Below are 15,588 nucleotides of genomic sequence, written 5' to 3' on the forward strand. Positions count from 1 at the left end.
AGAAATACTATCTGTTGAAATGTTTAGAAAACAGGTGATTCCTTCTAAAAAGAATAAAAAGATGAAAAAACTATCCATATTATCTTTTGCTGTATTGAGTGTTTTTTGTTTCTCTTGCAGTGACTATCTGGACAAACAACCAGATGATATGTTGACGATTAATGATGTTTTTGCAAAAAGACTAGAAGCCGAGAAATACTTGGCAAGTATTTATAGCTTTTTACCCGACGAAGCTGGCCCTTATGATAACCTTTCGCCTATTTCAGATGAAGCGGATTTCGTGTGGACGGGTATTGGAGCAAATAATATCAACACTGGCAACTGGTCGCCTACATCTATTCCTTATAACCCTTATACTAATTACTACAAAGCTATTAGGTCGGCATCGGTATATATCAATCAAGTAGAGAAATGCCTTGAATGTGAAACCGTAACACCAGGCATTAATATAAGAACCAAAGCGGAGGCTCGTGCTTTAAGAGCATACTATTATTTCTTATTGATTCGTCAGTATGGACCAGTAGTAATTTTACCAGAAATTATTCCTGTTGATGCTTCTAATAATGATACGCAATTACCAAGAAATTCTTATGAAGAATGTGTAAAGTATATTACTGCTGAGTTGGATTTGGCTGCAAAAGAACTTCCTGCTGTTCAGACTAATGTTAGAGAGTACGGACGTATGGATCAACGAGCAGTAATGGCGATAAAAGCTAGAGTATTGTTGTATGGTGCAAGTCCATTATTTAACGGCAATAACCAAGATTTTGAAGATTTTAAAAATGCGAAAGATGGTAAAAAATTAATTAGCAATACTTATGATGCCAACAAATGGAAATTAGCCGCTGATGCCGCAAAAGCTGTAATTGACATGATGCCAACTGGTTTGTATAAAAAAATGGATGCAAATGGACAGTTAAATCCTTTGACTTCCTATCGTGATTTATTTGTTGACCGTTGGAACAGCGAAGTTATTTGGGCTAGACCAAGTACTCGTACTAATGAGTTTACACAACATGCGGCACCTCGCCAAATGAAAGGTTGGAATGGTTTAGGAATTACCCAACAAATGGTTGATGCTTATCACATGAACAATGGAAAGTTGATTAACGAATCTGGTTCTGGTTATGTTGAGTCTGGTTTTTCTACGGCTAATACAAAATACACTAAAGTAGGCGATTGGAATATGTACCTCAACAGAGAGCCACGTTTTTATGTATCTGTATTGTATAATCATGACGAATGGCCTTTTAGTGGGAGTTCTTCATACACGCCAATTCAATTGTATGCAACAGGACTTTCTGGAAGAAATGGCTCGCATGATCATACCGAAACGGGTTATCTTTTAACCAAATTTGTCAGTGCCGATAGCGATGTTCCCAATGGTCGTTATACGCAACAAGCATGGATATTTTTCAGATTGGGCGAAATGTATTTGAATTATGCCGAAGCCTTGAATGAGTATAGTGCTGGAAATGCAGATATAGCAAAGTATGTAAATTTAATTCGTGAAAGAGCTGGACTTCCAGCTTTGCCTACTGGTTTAAGCCAAGCGGAGATGCGTCAAAAAATTCAACATGAAAGAAGAATAGAATTAGCCTTTGAAGGGCATCGAGTATTTGATGTTCGTAGATGGAGAATTGCTGATGCAACCCAAGGCGGGCCAATGTATGGAATGAATGTTAATAAAGGAACAAATTTCAATGATGCTGATTTCTATCAAAGAGTAGTATTTGAAACTCGTGTTTTCCAGAAAAAGCATTACTTCTGGCCAATTCAACAATCAGAAATTGATAGAAATAGACAAATGATACAAAACCCCGGATGGTAAAAAATATTAACCTAAATAACTATGAATGACGCAAGATGAATAGGTGTTTTAGCACAATTTGTTTTGTAATGAATGACTTAGCCCAAACGATTGATAATTGTTTGGGCTTTTGTATTAAATCGTGTACGAATTTTCTTTGCTATTTAGCGACGAAGTAATCACAAGCTAATTTTGAAATATCTGCAATGATTTTTTCATTACTTTCTGTATTTTCTTTAGAATTGGTTACGAAAACACTGATGGCAAAATGTTTGCCATTGGGTAAAGTAACTATTCCAATGTCATTTACGGCTGAAGTAATACCTTCTTCATTTGTATCAGAAGTTCCTGTTTTATGAGCAACTACAGAGCCTTTGGGTACTTGTGCTTGGATTCTCTTTTTTCCCGTTGGCGAATTTGTCATTACTTCCCACAGAAAATCAAAATTGGCTTTAGAAGTAATTTTTTTATCGTAAAATAGCTTTAATAAATCCACGGCAGCCATCGGTTTTGTCCAATTGCTAAACTGAACATCCCAAGCTTTGTGCATATCTTCTTCATTGGCTACGATGGACACTTCTTGAACACCAACTTTGTGGATATAATCATTTACTGTTTTAGTGCCACCAATCAATCTTAATAAAATATCACAACCATTATTATCACTTTCACCAACCGTGTATCGAATAATTTCGGCAATGCTTAAAGATACATTCGCAGTTGGATATTTTTCTCTCATCGGACTCCAAGTATTAGGAAGTAAATCATTTGGTTTGATAAATATCTTTTGATTTAAGCGAAGCTTACCTTTATCTACTTGGTTCAATACTGCCAAAGCAATATGAAACTTAAAAACACTTTGTAGAGGATATTGCAGTTCATTATTTACTGTAATACTTTCTTTACTTTCAAATCCATAAATAGCTACTCCGACTGTTGCTTTTTTACTTTTAATAATTTGTTCAATGTTTGTTTTTAAAACATCTTTTTGGGCAAAAAGCGAAGAGCTAACAATAGTGAAAAGTAAGGATACTGCAAAAATTAGTTTGTTCATGATTGTTGATTGAAAAGGTTTAAATGGTCAATAGCACCTTGATTACTTTAACAACTCAGCTTTGATTTTTGCAATTTTTGAAGCTACTTCTGCTGCGAATTCGCTGTTGGTAATACCTTCGCCTTCTACAAAACTCTTGTTATAACTTGGCAAAGAAAAAGTATCTAATACTTTTCCACCGCTAAAAGGCATTCTGTTTTTGACAATTTCCATCACACTTGCTCCACCTCTTGGCCCGGGCGAAGTAGACAATAAAAACATCTGTTTATTACCAAATACAGGGCGACCTTGAATCATAGAAACCCAATCGAAGATATTTTTGAACGCAGTAGTATAGGCTCCGTTATTTTCAGCGAATGAAATCAACAGAAAATCACTGCTGTCGATTTTTTTAGCAAAATCTGTTGCCAATGACGGAATGCCATCTTTTGCCAGTCTGTCCACACTAAACAAAGGCATTTCGTAGTCATTCAAATCTAATATTTCAATGTCGTGTTCATTGAAGAAAGAAGCAACGTGAGTAACTAATTTTTTATTGATGGAAGCTCTGCTATTACTTCCTGCGAAGGCAAGTATTTTCATTGTAAGGATTTATTTATGAGTTGAAATTATATCTTGATTAACATCCACCTTCATCCATTCTGCCCATTGTAATGCTGTTGGCAAAGCAATGTTTGAAAACTCAATGTGGATTACTCTTCTTTTCTGATGATTGGTTGTTCTACTTGAACTATGAAGAATTAATGGTTTCATAATCATTACACCGCCTTGCTTTACACAACAAGTAGTTTCAGTTTCTTTCGTCCAATCAATGTGTTCAGGTCTATAAATTTGCTGATTATGCGATTTCGGGATTACTCTTAATGCACCATTGTTTTCGTTTGTATCGTCCAAATGAATTCTTATTGTTACGATATTCTCCAAGATTTCTATGGGAGGCTGAACGGCAAATTGATTTTGTTTTACTGTCCAAGGACCAAAGTTTTCTATTGCTACTTTCTTATCTACAGAAATCGTTAAATCTTGATGATAAGGAACATACCAATTTGAAGTTTCGGGTTTATCAAAATAAATACTTTTCACCACAAAAAAATCCTGCCCAAAAAGTTGGCTGATTAACTGTGTTAGATTTTTATTAAAGATAAGTGATTGTGTAGCAGGAACTTCTTTTAAAAACTGCCTAATAGCAAATAAATCCGCCGATTTCCTAAAAGTGGCTTTAGATTTGTCGATATTATCAATTACTTTTAATATTTGTGTTACTTCATCTTTGGTGTAGATGTTTTCAACAATGGTAAATCCTTGTTCTGAAAGTTCTTCTTGGTGAAGATTAAAGATGTTTTCCATTTTAATATATCTAAACATAAAATACTTTTCTATACGATATTTTGGTACTTTTTCTAAACAATGACCTCAATCATTCAACCCCTTCCCATCCAGAATTTGAGGAATACATTTTTCTACTCTTGCTTCTCGTGTTTTGGCTTGTTTGGGTTGAGCGAAATGTAATAAGTACGCTCTTTGTCGTCCGGGAGTGAGGGCTTCAAAGGCTGTTTTTAAGCTTGAAGATTCATCTAATTTCTGTTGAAATTCTTCTGGAATATTGTACTCTGTTGTCTTTTTTAGTTCTACTTTCAACCCAGCTTTTTCTACTTCAATGGCTTCATAAATATAAGCTTTCAAAATAGCTTTATTTTCTATTATTTCCTGAAGATTGGTAAAGCGAATTTGTCTGGCAGCCTGCACATTTTCAGTTTGTTGAATCAGTAATCCATTAGCATTATCCAATAAAGCACCTTTCATAAACAATAATGCACAATATTCTTTAAAGTCGTGGATTAATACAATATTACTCTTCTGAAAAGTATAACAAGGAACACCCCATTTCAACTCTTCGCTCAGTTCACATTCAAGAACAATTTTTCTTAATTGTTCCAGTTCTTCTTGCCATTTTTCGGCTTTTGTAAAATAAAAATCAACTTTAGGATTCATCATATTTCATTTAGTTAAACCTATAAGGATTTACATAATTATCTAATAATGAAAATTTTAACCTTAAATCCTTATAGGTTTATATTCTCAATTGATTTATTCCTGATACTAATTGATAGATTATTTCATTTTGGAACAAAGATTAACTGTCTGAAAATAATAGAATCGCCATTACATTCTCCTGAAAAACGGGTAGATTTTGTAAATCCTATATTATCTTTTGGTTCAATATGATACATATCGCAATCATTTTGATTTGGGTCTGTGATTTGATATGCTCTGGCAAATAAAAAATTACCATTTGCATCGGTTTTAAAACTCAAGGAATCTAATAGTTTAGTTGGCAAAAAGACCATTGATTGGACTTTGTCAAAATGCAATGAAACATTAGGAATAGGATTTCCAAGCGAATCAACGGTTCTTCCCTTAAAATAAAATGTCTGAACTTTAGGGACAAAACCATCAATACAAGAAGTAGCATAGACAGCCAACAATAATGTGAAGACAATAGAGAACTTTTTCATTTTTTTGAGTATGTTTTTGGATGAGGTTAAGCTTTTGATTGGGTATTCTTGATTGCTTTTATGTTTTCCAGTGGATTGAACTTTTACTATTTATTTTCAAAAGAAATGTTTTAGGTACACTAACGCTTTGCTTAATACTTGCACAAGTTGATGTTACAATATAAAATTAAATATAAAATGATTTAAAACCGTAAAGTTAAAGACTAACTTTGTGTAGCATAAGAACTTTAATAATAGGATAATGATAAAATCAGTAACTCTTAAAAATTTTATGGGTTATAGTGAATTCAGAAGTAAAGAATTTGCCGCCATAAATGTAATCATTGGCAAAAATGATACAGGAAAGACAGGTCTATTAAAACTATTATATGCTGCTACAAAAACAATTGATATTTATAGCAAGCGAAAACAAAATGAAGATATAAGTTTTAAAAAACTCTTGGCAGAAAAATTATCAGATACTTATCAACCTGGTAAGAAAGGGTTAGGTGAATTAGTAAGTAAAATAACAAAAGAGAAGTTATCTATTGATATTGAGTTTGCTCATACAAAACTTAATTATCAAGATAGGCTTCATTTTTCTTTTGGGGATTCTACTACAAATACAATTATTGATTGTCAAGAGAATATAAATTCAGTAGCAGAAAACTTTCGTTGTTTATTTATTCCTGCAAAAGAAGTACTTACTTCTATGAAAGCCATAAGAGCAACAAGAGATAATTTACACATGCCCGGCTTTGATGATACTTATCTGGATTTAATAAGAGCGTTAGTCATTCCTACTCAAAAAGGAAATATTACACAAGAATTAAGTGGGGTAATTAAAAGGCTTGAAGAATTATTTGAAGGGCAGTTTGAACAAGGAAAAGATGATGATGTTATTTTTAAGAAGGGAAATACTGAATTCCCAATATCTCTTACATCTGAAGGGGTAAAAAAAATAGGAATTTTGACAACATTAATTCGAAACAGACAGCTAAATGCAAATTCTATTTTGTTTTTTGATGAACCAGAAACAACCTTACATCCTGATGCAACAAGAGAATTAGTAGAAATGCTTATGTTAATGGCTCAGGCTGGAATTCAGATTTTTTTAGCGACACATAATTACTTCGTTTTGAAACAAATACATCTTTCAGCACGACGTTCAAATGTGCAAACCAATTGCTATTCGTTGAGTCGTGAAAAGGGGAAGTCCATAGAATGTTTAATATCTGATTTAAAAGAAGATTTCCCTGAAAATCCTATTTCTGATGAAGCAATAAGAATGGCTGATGAAGAAATTAAACTTGATTTAGGTCTATAAATTTACAACCCAATTGAACAATGAATCAATTTACTGAAAGCAATATAACGCTTTGTTTTCCAGATACTAACTTTTTCCGTTTCGCAGATTGTGATGGTTATAAAGCTTTAAGTGGAAATCATTTTAAAGAAATGGATGCTTGTTGGTATGACGCTCAAAAAAATAAATATTGGCTTTTTGAGTTAAAAGATTTTTCTTTAGCGTCTTTAGGTTCAGATTCAATAGAAACGAAAACATGGGATATTGTTAAGAAGGCTGTAGATAGTTTATCTATGTTTCTTGCAAGTAAACATCAGTATCAATATGCCAATATTTTAAATATAGATTTCCCAATCGTTCCCAATGCTACTACTACATTTAAGTTTGTTACTATCGTTCATTGTAGTTCATCTCAAAAAGCAAATATTCAATTGATAAATAATTCTTTTAGGAGTAAATTCAAGCCTTATGCTCAAATATTTGGTATTACCGAATATGGTGTAATGGAACACAGTAAGGCAATGCAATTTATTGAAGATGTAGAAATCCAGTGATTGCTAAAATAAGGTAATCAACTACTTCAAAGCAAATGCCAAATCCTGCCCGCTATATATTAGCCATCGTAAAGTAAATATTCTCTCCTGCACTGACGGGATAAGCAACTGCATTTATACTATTAGCTCCTTCACTGACGGGATAAGCGACTGCATTTATACTATTGCCTCCTGCACTGACGGGATAGGCGACTGCATTTATACTATTGCTTCCTCGTAAAGTAAATATTCTCTCCTGTACTGACGGGATAGGCGACTGCATTTATACTATTAGCTCCTGCACTGTCGGGATAAGCGACTGCATTGATACTATTAGCTCCTGCACTAACGGGATAAGCGACTGCATTTATTATACTATTAGCTCCTGCACTGTCGGGATAAGCGACTGCATTGATACTATTAGCTCCTGCACTAACGGGATAAGCGACTGCATTTATACTATTAGCTCCTGCATGGACGGGATAAGCTATCGCATTGTCGGGATAGCTTATCGCATCGGTAATTTTGGGTTTTGTTTAGAAACTATATTTAAGGCGGAGGGAGATATTTCTGCCTAAATCGTCGGTAAAGTATCTAAATCTGTTAAGATATTCTCGGTAGGCTACATTAAAGATGTTGCTAACGCTGAGTCCGACGTTTACTTTTTTGATGCTGATACCTGCATCTGCTTTCCAAAGACTATATGCGGGCGGAGGTGCTAGGAAATCGCTATTTGTCTCTATACGAGTTTGTTTTGCCACTAATGAATTGCTGATACTGATAAATGCACCACGCTTTTTGAAGTCGTATTTTAAAGTACTTTCTAGTCGGTCGCTAGGAATGTTCACCATGTATTGATTATTCAGCACATCTTTCGCCCTAACCATCGAATACTTCTCTGTAATGGCTATTTTTTTGGTAATTTGATAGCTTGCAGAGAGGTCAAGCCCAGCAAATCGGGCATTAACCTGAGTATAATCAAAAGCAGGGAATGCTCCACGTACAGTAAGCACAGTTTGCAAAACACCATTTTCTGAACGTGGTTTCAGATAAATAAAATCATCAATAAAATTCAGATAAGGACTAACTTCAAGATTGAATTTATTGCTAGTATAATTTGCCGTAAAGTTCAGATTATGGGCTACTTCTGGTTGTAGATTGATATTTCCTTTCTCATAAGCTGCCGCTCCGTGGTGAATTCCGTCTGAAAACAATTCATTCATATTGGGTGCACGCCAAGCCAGTGCAGCATTGAATTTAAAGTCGAAATGTTCGTTTAAAGTATAAGTCGTTCCCGCAGTAGCCGAGAAATTATTGAAGTCAAACGAATTGTTATAGGCTTGATTATTAAAAGTAAGTCCATAAGCCTGTGCATTTCTGAAATCATAGCGTAATCCTGTTTCAAATTCCCAGCGGTTTTTCAAATAACGCTCAATGATAAACAAACCACCCGTACTTACTTGGTAATTAGGAATCAGAACGGTGTTGACCAAAGGTTTTTTGAGTTCGTAAGAAGAAGAAAGGTTTTCTTGATACATCCCACTGATACCAATAGAACCCGCAATTTTGTTGAAAAGCGGTTTATGTTCTAATAGTAACTCGCCTGTATAAGTAGTTAATTTAAAATTAAGGGTATTAAGGTTACGATTTCCTCTAGGAACGTCATACTCTAAACGCCAATCATATTGACGAGCCAGCGTAAGCGTAAATTTCCCCAAGTTATCCACAATAGCAAAACTTTTAAGCTTCAATAAATGGTGAGCAAGATCTTGATTTGGGCGATTAATATTATAACTAGGTTCGGTAGGCGTGTAAGCTTCGTTAGGTTGGGGATTATTGATAGCGTTTTGTAAGTCTGTTGTGTTACCAATATGCGAACCAGCGAAAATACCCAGTTGCGTATCGAAATAACTAAAGAACATTTCTGTACCATAATGTACTTTATTATAACCAAGTGCTACCGAAAAGTTTCTTTCTTGCACGCCTGTGTTAGCCATGTAATAATTAGCGGTCTTTAAGTCTCCACCACGTTTATAAGTACCTTGTACTCGCCAAGCCAAACCTTTGATGGCAGATAAACCACCTTCTGCAATGCCAGAAACCACGCCCATTCTTCCATTAAGGAATCCAGCAGTATTAATTTCTCCGTGAATGTTTACAGAATCGGGGAGCGGAGCAGGTTCAACCATGATTACTCCCGCAATAGCATCAGACCCATAACGTACACCCGCCGCACCTTTGATAACAGTAAGTTTTTTAGCAACAAATGGATCAATCTCAGGAGCGTGTTCGCTTCCCCATTGTTGTCCTTCCTGACGAATACCATTATTAAGAATCAAAACACGGTTAGAGTGCATTCCATGAATAATAGGTTTTGAAATAGAACTTCCCGTTTGTAAAGTTGTTACGCCAGTAATGCCTTTTAAAGATTCGCCAAGATTTTGTCCACGAGTTTGGTCGAGTGCTTCACCTTCTAAAATGCCTTTTGCTTGGGTAACATTCTCCATTTTCTTGCCACTTACCACTACTTCTTGCAAATGTTCGTCTTTGTCTTCCAAAGAAAAATCTTCTTCATGTTCATTACTTAGGTTTACAGGGATTTCAACCTTCTGAAAACCGACAGCTTGACAAATCAATATATATTTTCCTTGACAAAGGTTCTTGAAAGCGTATTTCCCTTTAGCATCTGCAAAAGTAGAAATGTTTGTGCCTTTGATATAAATAACAGCACCCGGCACTACTTGATGAATATCCTTTTCGTGAACAACACCTTTAAGAGAACAATTGCAATTTTGAGATTGTGCATTGGCCGAAAACCAAGTGAATATCAGTAACGTAAATATGAGATAAATGCTTTTCATGAATGATGATGAAGATTGAGGACGCAATTTACTGATAATTTGTAAATGGATTTCAATAATTGCAACAATATTGCAACAAAAATAAAAAGCGTTTTTGTGGAGGGTAAGATGAATCGTAAATAATATCTTGTTGAATATTGAAGAAAGATTTTATTTTGTTTATGAAATTATTGAATATGTTAAACAGTTTGTATTAAATTCAAAATATGCCTTTTAAGTGCTATTTCAGGCGTTTTCAATCAATTTTAAGTTATTTTGTTAATGATTTTATTGATAATTATTCATAATTAATAAATTTAATTGATAAAATGTTTGGAAGTTTGTTTAAGTATATCATATATTTGTTAAACAAAATCAACAACTCGAAACTATGACAACGTTAGAATTCACATATCACATCGGAAAAGTATCGAAATCGTTAAAACCATTTGCCATGAAGCTCACTAGAGACTACGAAGAAGCGAATGATTTACTCCAAGATACTTTGTTGAAAGCATTTACAAACAGAGATAAATACACAGAAGGTACAAACCTGAAAGCATGGTTATATACCATTATGAAAAATACTTTCATCACCAATTATCAAAGAATGGTGAGAAAAAATACTTTCATTGATACTTCTGATAACCTACATTATATCAATTCAATGGAAAGTAGTACTGATAACTTAGCTATCAGTTCTTTTGCCATGAATGATATTAATCGTGCTGTTTCAGCTTTAGAAGATGCTTACAAAGCTCCTTTTATGATGTATTTCAGAGGCTTTAAATATCATGAAATTGCCGAAAAATTAGATATTCCAATAGGTACAGTAAAGAATAGAATTCACATTGCTCGTAAAGAGTTGAAAGATAAATTACACATGTATGCGAATTAGTTTTTAGTTGGTTATTTGAGTTACGCTTCATCATTACAAAAAAGAACTCTAATCAACTAAATCAATATTGTGTTTTCGATAGATTATGAAGACGCAATTGATTAGTTTTTTGGTTAACAGAAGAATGTCACAAAAGGTCGAGCAATTGTTCGACTTTTTTGTTAAGTTAATTTTCTATCAAAAAAAGAACAATAAAAAATCAATCAAACAAAACAAGTTTATCTTTGTTAGAAGCTAATAAAGAAACGTATAAATATCCATCTGGAAATTTTTTCAATGAAAGTAATAGTAATAGGTTCGGGTTTTTCAGGATTATCAGTAGCAACAAGCTTGGCAGACAAAGGATATGAAGTAACTATTTTAGAAAAAAATAGCGTAGCAGGCGGCAGAGCAAGGGTTTTTCATGCAGAAGGTTTTACTTTTGATATGGGACCAAGCTGGTACTGGATGCCTGATGTTTTTGATAATTACTTTGCTAAGTTTAATAAAAAAACTTCTGATTATTATGATTTAGTTCGCCTTGATCCATCATATTCAGTTATCCTAGAAGGCAATGAAACCATTAATTTACCAGCAAGTATTGATAAATTAGGAGATTTGTTTGAAAGTATGGAAGCTGGTAGCAAAGAAAAGTTTCAGGAATTCTTGCGTCAGGCCGAGTATAAATATGATGTTGGGATTAATCAGTTTGTTTGGAAGCCATCAACGAGTATTACAGAATTTTTAAGTTTGAAATTACTTTATGATGTAGTTCGTTTAGATGTTTTCCAATCTTTTGCTTCGCATATCAGAAAGTTTTTTAAGGATGAGAAAATCTTGAAACTGATGGAGTTCCCGATTTTGTTTTTAGGAGCTACTCCAGAGAACACACCAGCCATGTATAGTTTAATGAATTATGCAGAAATGAAATTGGGTACTTGGTACCCGATGGGTGGCATGTTCAAAATTGTGGAAGGCATGGTGAAATTGGCGGAGGAGAAAGGGGTGAAAGTATTGTTGAACCAAGATGTACAAAAGATAGAAGTAGTTAATGGTTCGGCGAAAAAAGTCATTACCAATCAAGGTGAGTTTACGGCTGATGTAATTGTAGCAAGTGCTGATTATCATCATGTTGAAGATAAATTATTGGGAGATGAGTACCGAAATTATGATGAAGAATATTGGAAGAAAAGAGTAATGGCTCCGTCGTCTTTGTTATTTTATCTAGGCATTAACAAACGCATTCCGAAATTATTACATCATAATTTGTTCTTTGATGAAGATTTCAAAGTGCACGCACATGAAATTTACACAGCACCACAATGGCCGTCGAAACCATTGTTTTATGCTTCAGCACCTACCAAAACGGATGCAAGTATTGCTCCAGAAGGTTGTGAAAACGTGTTTTTACTAATTCCAGTTGCCCCAGATTTGGAGGATTCTGAAGAAATTCGTGAGAAGTATTATCATATCATTATGGAACGCCTAGAAAAATACTGTGGAGTTTCTATTCGTGATGCAGTGGTTTTTAAAAGAAGCTATGCACATAGCGATTTCAAAGCTGATTATAACGCTTTCAGAGGAAATGCTTATGGTTTAGCCAATACGTTGATGCAAACCGCTCTTTTGAAACCAAGTTTGAAAAGTAAGAAAGTAAAAAATCTATATTATACGGGTCAGCTAACTGTTCCTGGCCCAGGTGTTCCGCCTTCCTTGATTTCAGGATTGGTTGTTGCCGAAGAAGTAAATAAAGCATTTAATATTTAAACCACCATCATAATTTATCGCTTAATGAACCACATGGATTTATTTACAAAGACAACACTAGAATGCAGTAAGTTGATTACTGAAAATTATAGTACGTCTTTTACTTTAGGCATCAAAACGCTAGATAAACGTTTCCATCTACCGATTTATGCCATTTATGGTTTTGTTCGTTATGCTGATGAAATTGTGGATACTTTTCATGGCTTTGATAAAAAAACCTTATTAAGTCGTTTCAAGGCTGAAACGTATTTAGCCATTGAAGAAGGCATTAGTCTAAATCCAGTTTTACATTCCTTTCAATTAATGGTGAATCAGTATAAAATAGACCATGAATTGATTGAAGCATTTTTGCATTCAATGGAAATGGATTTATATTTTGCTGATTATAATCAAGATGGATATGAAGAGTACATTTACGGTTCAGCAGAAGTAGTTGGTTTGATGTGCCTAAGAATTTTCTGCGAAGGCGATACAGCAATGTATGATAGATTGAAAGACGATGCCAGACGTTTAGGTTCAGCTTTCCAAAAAGTAAATTTCTTGAGAGATATTAAATCTGATTTTCAAGAAAGAGGACGTACTTATTTTCCGAATGTTGATTTTAAGAATTTTACGTTAGAAGATAAAAAGAGTATTGAAGATGATATTCAGGCAGATTTTGATGCTGCACTTCGTGGAATCATTGCCTTACCACAAGGTGCAAAATCAGGAGTATATTTGGCTTACAGATATTATTTGAGGCTTTTTGATAAAATTAAAGTTTGCCCAGCTTCCAAAATCCAGAACGAAAGAATCAGAGTACCAGATTTCCAGAAGATATTATTATTAGCGAGTACTTATTTCCAAGTAAGGCTCAATACGCTTTAGCTAGTAGAATTTACTAATAACTAAGCCACTTGTTCGTTAAGAATGAGTGGCTTTTTTGTAGCATTAATTTTTGTTTGTTAATCTTATAATATTTGTAAATTTGAAGCCATTAATAGTAAAAACTATTCGGTAGTTTAATCTATTAGCATTCTTATGAAAAAGATAAAAGGTTTTTGTTTAGTCTTCTTGTTGACAAATCTAATTCTTCTTGAAGCGTTTGCTCAACGCCAAGTAATTTTTGATATGCCCAATAAAGCCTTGGCGATAGGAAGAGAAATAGAAATCTTTGAAGATAAAACGGCTTCATTAACTTTTGAAGAAGTAAGTAAACGCACTGATATTGATGCGTATTTCAGAAGAAGTTTACAGACAAACCCTAATTTTGGGGTTACTTCTTCTGTGATTTGGGCAAGAATAACCTTGCAAAACAAAACCTCTCAGAATTTATACCTTGAAATTGCCGAGGCTACCATTGATAGTATCGCTTTTTATAAAATTGATGCAGAAAAAAAAGTATCTTTCTTGAAATCAGGAACTTATGTTCCTATTCGACAAAGAGATGTTGAAACAAACTTTTATTTATTAGACCTCAATTTAGCTCCCCAAGAAACCAGTACTTTTTATCTTCGTTTTCAAAGCTCATTGCCTTTGTTATTTCCACTCAGAGTTGCTCCTTTAAAAGTATATTTTGAAGATAATCATCCTAAAGACATCATGCAGGGTATTTACATCGGTATTATGCTTGTGATGGCGATATTTAATTTCTTTATATTTTTTACTGTTCGTACAAAAGTGTACTTATATTATGTGATTTACGTATTGTCGTTTGCTAGTTTTTTTGCTTATAACAAAGGATTTATCAATGAGTTTATTTGGACAGATGCTGTTTGGTTTAACCGTTTTGGACCTATTTCGATTTCGATAGGAATTTCATTTGGATTATTGTTTGCCAATAGTTTTTTGAATGTAGAGAAGTATTTACCTATTTCTACCAAAATTGCGAAGATATTAATCGCTTTGGTATTGATTTTAGTAACAAGTTATTGGCTTGGTTTGGGTAGAACGGGTATTGTTTTACTGAATGGAGTTGCTTTTGTCATTGTAGTTTATGTCTTGGTTATTGCTACTTACATCTGGATGAAAGGTTCTGAAGAAGCTTTATTCTTTTTATTTGCTTGGTCTATCATGCTAATCAGTGCAATGATATTCATTATGCAGCTTTCTAATATCTTACCAAGTGATAGTTTTAGTAGAAATGCACTGCAAGTCGGTTCTGCTTTAGAAGTAGTTTTGCTTTCTTTTGCTTTAGCACATAGAATTAATAAAGACAGGAAAGAAAAAGAAAAATATCAGGCAGAAGTGATACTTCAATTACAAGCCAATGACCAAATGCGTAATCGTATTGCTCGTGATTTACATGATGATATTGGTTCTACATTAAGTAGTATTGGTATTTTGAGCCAAGTTGTTGAAACACAAATTGATAAAACAGATTTTTCTTTGAAAAAACTTGTGGGAAGAATCAGTGAAAGTTCACAGAAAGTTCAACGTTCATTAAGTGATATTGTTTGGACGACCAAACAGACAGAAGAAAGCTTGGATAGTGTAATGGTTAAAATGAAGGAGTTTACCGCCGAAATGTTAGAACCTCAAAATATTGATTATACTTTCCGTGTTTCAGACATCAGTTCTATTCACTTTTCACCTTTGAAACAGTATAATATTTACCTTATTTTCAAAGAAGCGGTGAATAATAGCGTAAAATATGCACAAGCAAGTAATATTGAAATCGCTATTTTTTTTACAGAAGAATACTTTACAATTATTGTAAAAGATAATGGCATTGGCTTTGATGAAGCCAACGTTAAGCAAGGAAATGGTTTAAATAATATGCAAGAAAGAGCAATTGCCATGAATGGGAAGATTCAAATTCTAACAAAACCGCAGAAAGGAACATTGATTGAGCTGAAAGTACCGCTCAATTCAAAATAGGATTTAATGAGCGTTTCTTTTTCGTTGAATTGTATTATTGCTATTTT

General features: G+C 33.9%; 13 protein-coding genes. 7 read left to right on the forward strand and 6 right to left on the reverse strand.

The genetic code is table 11. The features are described 5' to 3' along the window. Positions 1-61 precede the first annotated feature (61 nt). Complete coding sequence (locus tag HNP25_RS13620; protein ID WP_184134955.1) at positions 62-1,831, forward strand: RagB/SusD family nutrient uptake outer membrane protein; 1,770 nt, start codon at positions 62-64, stop codon at positions 1,829-1,831. A gap of 139 nt (positions 1,832-1,970) precedes the next feature. On the opposite strand, the gene bla is transcribed toward HNP25_RS13620, so the two are convergent. The 5 genes from bla to HNP25_RS13645 form a co-directional block, all read right to left on the reverse strand. Further along, positions 1,971-2,864, reverse strand: coding sequence for a class A beta-lactamase, subclass A2 (gene bla, locus HNP25_RS13625; protein WP_221432473.1), 894 nt, complete (start codon positions 2,862-2,864; stop codon positions 1,971-1,973). 42 nt (positions 2,865-2,906) lie between these two features. Then, positions 2,907-3,446, reverse strand: a complete 540-nt coding sequence (locus HNP25_RS13630; RefSeq protein WP_184134957.1) for an NADPH-dependent FMN reductase — start codon at positions 3,444-3,446, stop codon at positions 2,907-2,909. A gap of 9 nt (positions 3,447-3,455) precedes the next feature. After that, the gene (locus HNP25_RS13635; protein WP_184134959.1) at positions 3,456-4,211 is read right to left on the reverse strand and encodes a phytanoyl-CoA dioxygenase family protein; all 756 of its coding nucleotides are present in this window, start codon (positions 4,209-4,211) and stop codon (positions 3,456-3,458) included. A 66-nt stretch (positions 4,212-4,277) separates the two neighbouring features. Further along, a complete protein-coding gene (locus HNP25_RS13640; RefSeq protein ID WP_184135082.1) occupies positions 4,278-4,856 on the reverse strand; it encodes a YdeI/OmpD-associated family protein in 579 nt (192 codons plus the stop codon). A gap of 125 nt (positions 4,857-4,981) precedes the next feature. Beyond that, positions 4,982-5,380 (reverse strand): peptidase associated/transthyretin-like domain-containing protein, encoded by a 399-nt coding sequence (locus HNP25_RS13645; protein WP_184134960.1) that lies wholly within the window; start codon positions 5,378-5,380, stop codon positions 4,982-4,984. A 241-nt stretch (positions 5,381-5,621) separates the two neighbouring features. On the opposite strand from HNP25_RS13645, the gene HNP25_RS13650 reads away from it, so the two are divergent. Continuing rightward, complete coding sequence (locus HNP25_RS13650) at positions 5,622-6,686, forward strand: AAA family ATPase (RefSeq protein WP_184134962.1); 1,065 nt, start codon at positions 5,622-5,624, stop codon at positions 6,684-6,686. A 20-nt stretch (positions 6,687-6,706) separates the two neighbouring features. Beyond that, the gene (locus HNP25_RS13655; RefSeq protein ID WP_184134963.1) at positions 6,707-7,219 is read left to right on the forward strand and encodes a hypothetical protein; all 513 of its coding nucleotides are present in this window, start codon (positions 6,707-6,709) and stop codon (positions 7,217-7,219) included. A gap of 515 nt (positions 7,220-7,734) precedes the next feature. Here HNP25_RS13655 and HNP25_RS13660 read toward each other — a convergent pair. Beyond that, on the reverse strand, positions 7,735-10,059 hold the full coding sequence (locus HNP25_RS13660; protein ID WP_184134965.1) for a TonB-dependent receptor: 2,325 nt from the start codon (positions 10,057-10,059) through the stop codon (positions 7,735-7,737). A 370-nt stretch (positions 10,060-10,429) separates the two neighbouring features. On the opposite strand from HNP25_RS13660, the gene HNP25_RS13665 reads away from it, so the two are divergent. From HNP25_RS13665 to HNP25_RS13680, 4 genes are all read left to right on the forward strand, one after another. Beyond that, complete coding sequence (locus HNP25_RS13665) at positions 10,430-10,936, forward strand: RNA polymerase sigma factor (protein WP_184134967.1); 507 nt, start codon at positions 10,430-10,432, stop codon at positions 10,934-10,936. Positions 10,937-11,212: 276 nt separating this feature from the next. Further along, positions 11,213-12,682, forward strand: a complete 1,470-nt coding sequence (locus HNP25_RS13670; RefSeq protein WP_184134969.1) for a phytoene desaturase family protein — start codon at positions 11,213-11,215, stop codon at positions 12,680-12,682. Positions 12,683-12,706: 24 nt separating this feature from the next. After that, positions 12,707-13,549, forward strand: coding sequence for a phytoene/squalene synthase family protein (locus HNP25_RS13675; RefSeq protein WP_184134970.1), 843 nt, complete (start codon positions 12,707-12,709; stop codon positions 13,547-13,549). 153 nt (positions 13,550-13,702) lie between these two features. After that, on the forward strand, positions 13,703-15,541 hold the full coding sequence (locus HNP25_RS13680; RefSeq protein WP_184134972.1) for a sensor histidine kinase: 1,839 nt from the start codon (positions 13,703-13,705) through the stop codon (positions 15,539-15,541). Positions 15,542-15,588 lie beyond the last annotated feature (47 nt).

Source organism: Arcicella rosea (assembly GCF_014204325.1).
Taxonomy (GTDB): Bacteria; Bacteroidota; Bacteroidia; order Cytophagales; family Spirosomataceae; genus Arcicella; species Arcicella rosea_A.

Coding starts and splice junctions, on each gene's coding strand:
- HNP25_RS13675 (WP_184134970.1), top strand. CDS start 12,707: ATGAACCACATGGATTTATTTACAAAGACAACACTAGAATGCAGTAAG.
- HNP25_RS13640 (WP_184135082.1), bottom strand. CDS start 4,856: ATGAATCCTAAAGTTGATTTTTATTTTACAAAAGCCGAAAAATGGCAA.
- HNP25_RS13655 (WP_184134963.1), top strand. CDS start 6,707: ATGAATCAATTTACTGAAAGCAATATAACGCTTTGTTTTCCAGATACT.
- HNP25_RS13635 (WP_184134959.1), bottom strand. CDS start 4,211: ATGGAAAACATCTTTAATCTTCACCAAGAAGAACTTTCAGAACAAGGA.
- HNP25_RS13645 (WP_184134960.1), bottom strand. CDS start 5,380: ATGAAAAAGTTCTCTATTGTCTTCACATTATTGTTGGCTGTCTATGCT.
- HNP25_RS13620 (WP_184134955.1), top strand. CDS start 62: ATGAAAAAACTATCCATATTATCTTTTGCTGTATTGAGTGTTTTTTGT.
- HNP25_RS13660 (WP_184134965.1), bottom strand. CDS start 10,059: ATGAAAAGCATTTATCTCATATTTACGTTACTGATATTCACTTGGTTT.
- bla (WP_221432473.1), bottom strand. CDS start 2,864: ATGAACAAACTAATTTTTGCAGTATCCTTACTTTTCACTATTGTTAGC.
- HNP25_RS13670 (WP_184134969.1), top strand. CDS start 11,213: ATGAAAGTAATAGTAATAGGTTCGGGTTTTTCAGGATTATCAGTAGCA.
- HNP25_RS13630 (WP_184134957.1), bottom strand. CDS start 3,446: ATGAAAATACTTGCCTTCGCAGGAAGTAATAGCAGAGCTTCCATCAAT.
- HNP25_RS13650 (WP_184134962.1), top strand. CDS start 5,622: ATGATAAAATCAGTAACTCTTAAAAATTTTATGGGTTATAGTGAATTC.
- HNP25_RS13665 (WP_184134967.1), top strand. CDS start 10,430: ATGACAACGTTAGAATTCACATATCACATCGGAAAAGTATCGAAATCG.
- HNP25_RS13680 (WP_184134972.1), top strand. CDS start 13,703: ATGAAAAAGATAAAAGGTTTTTGTTTAGTCTTCTTGTTGACAAATCTA.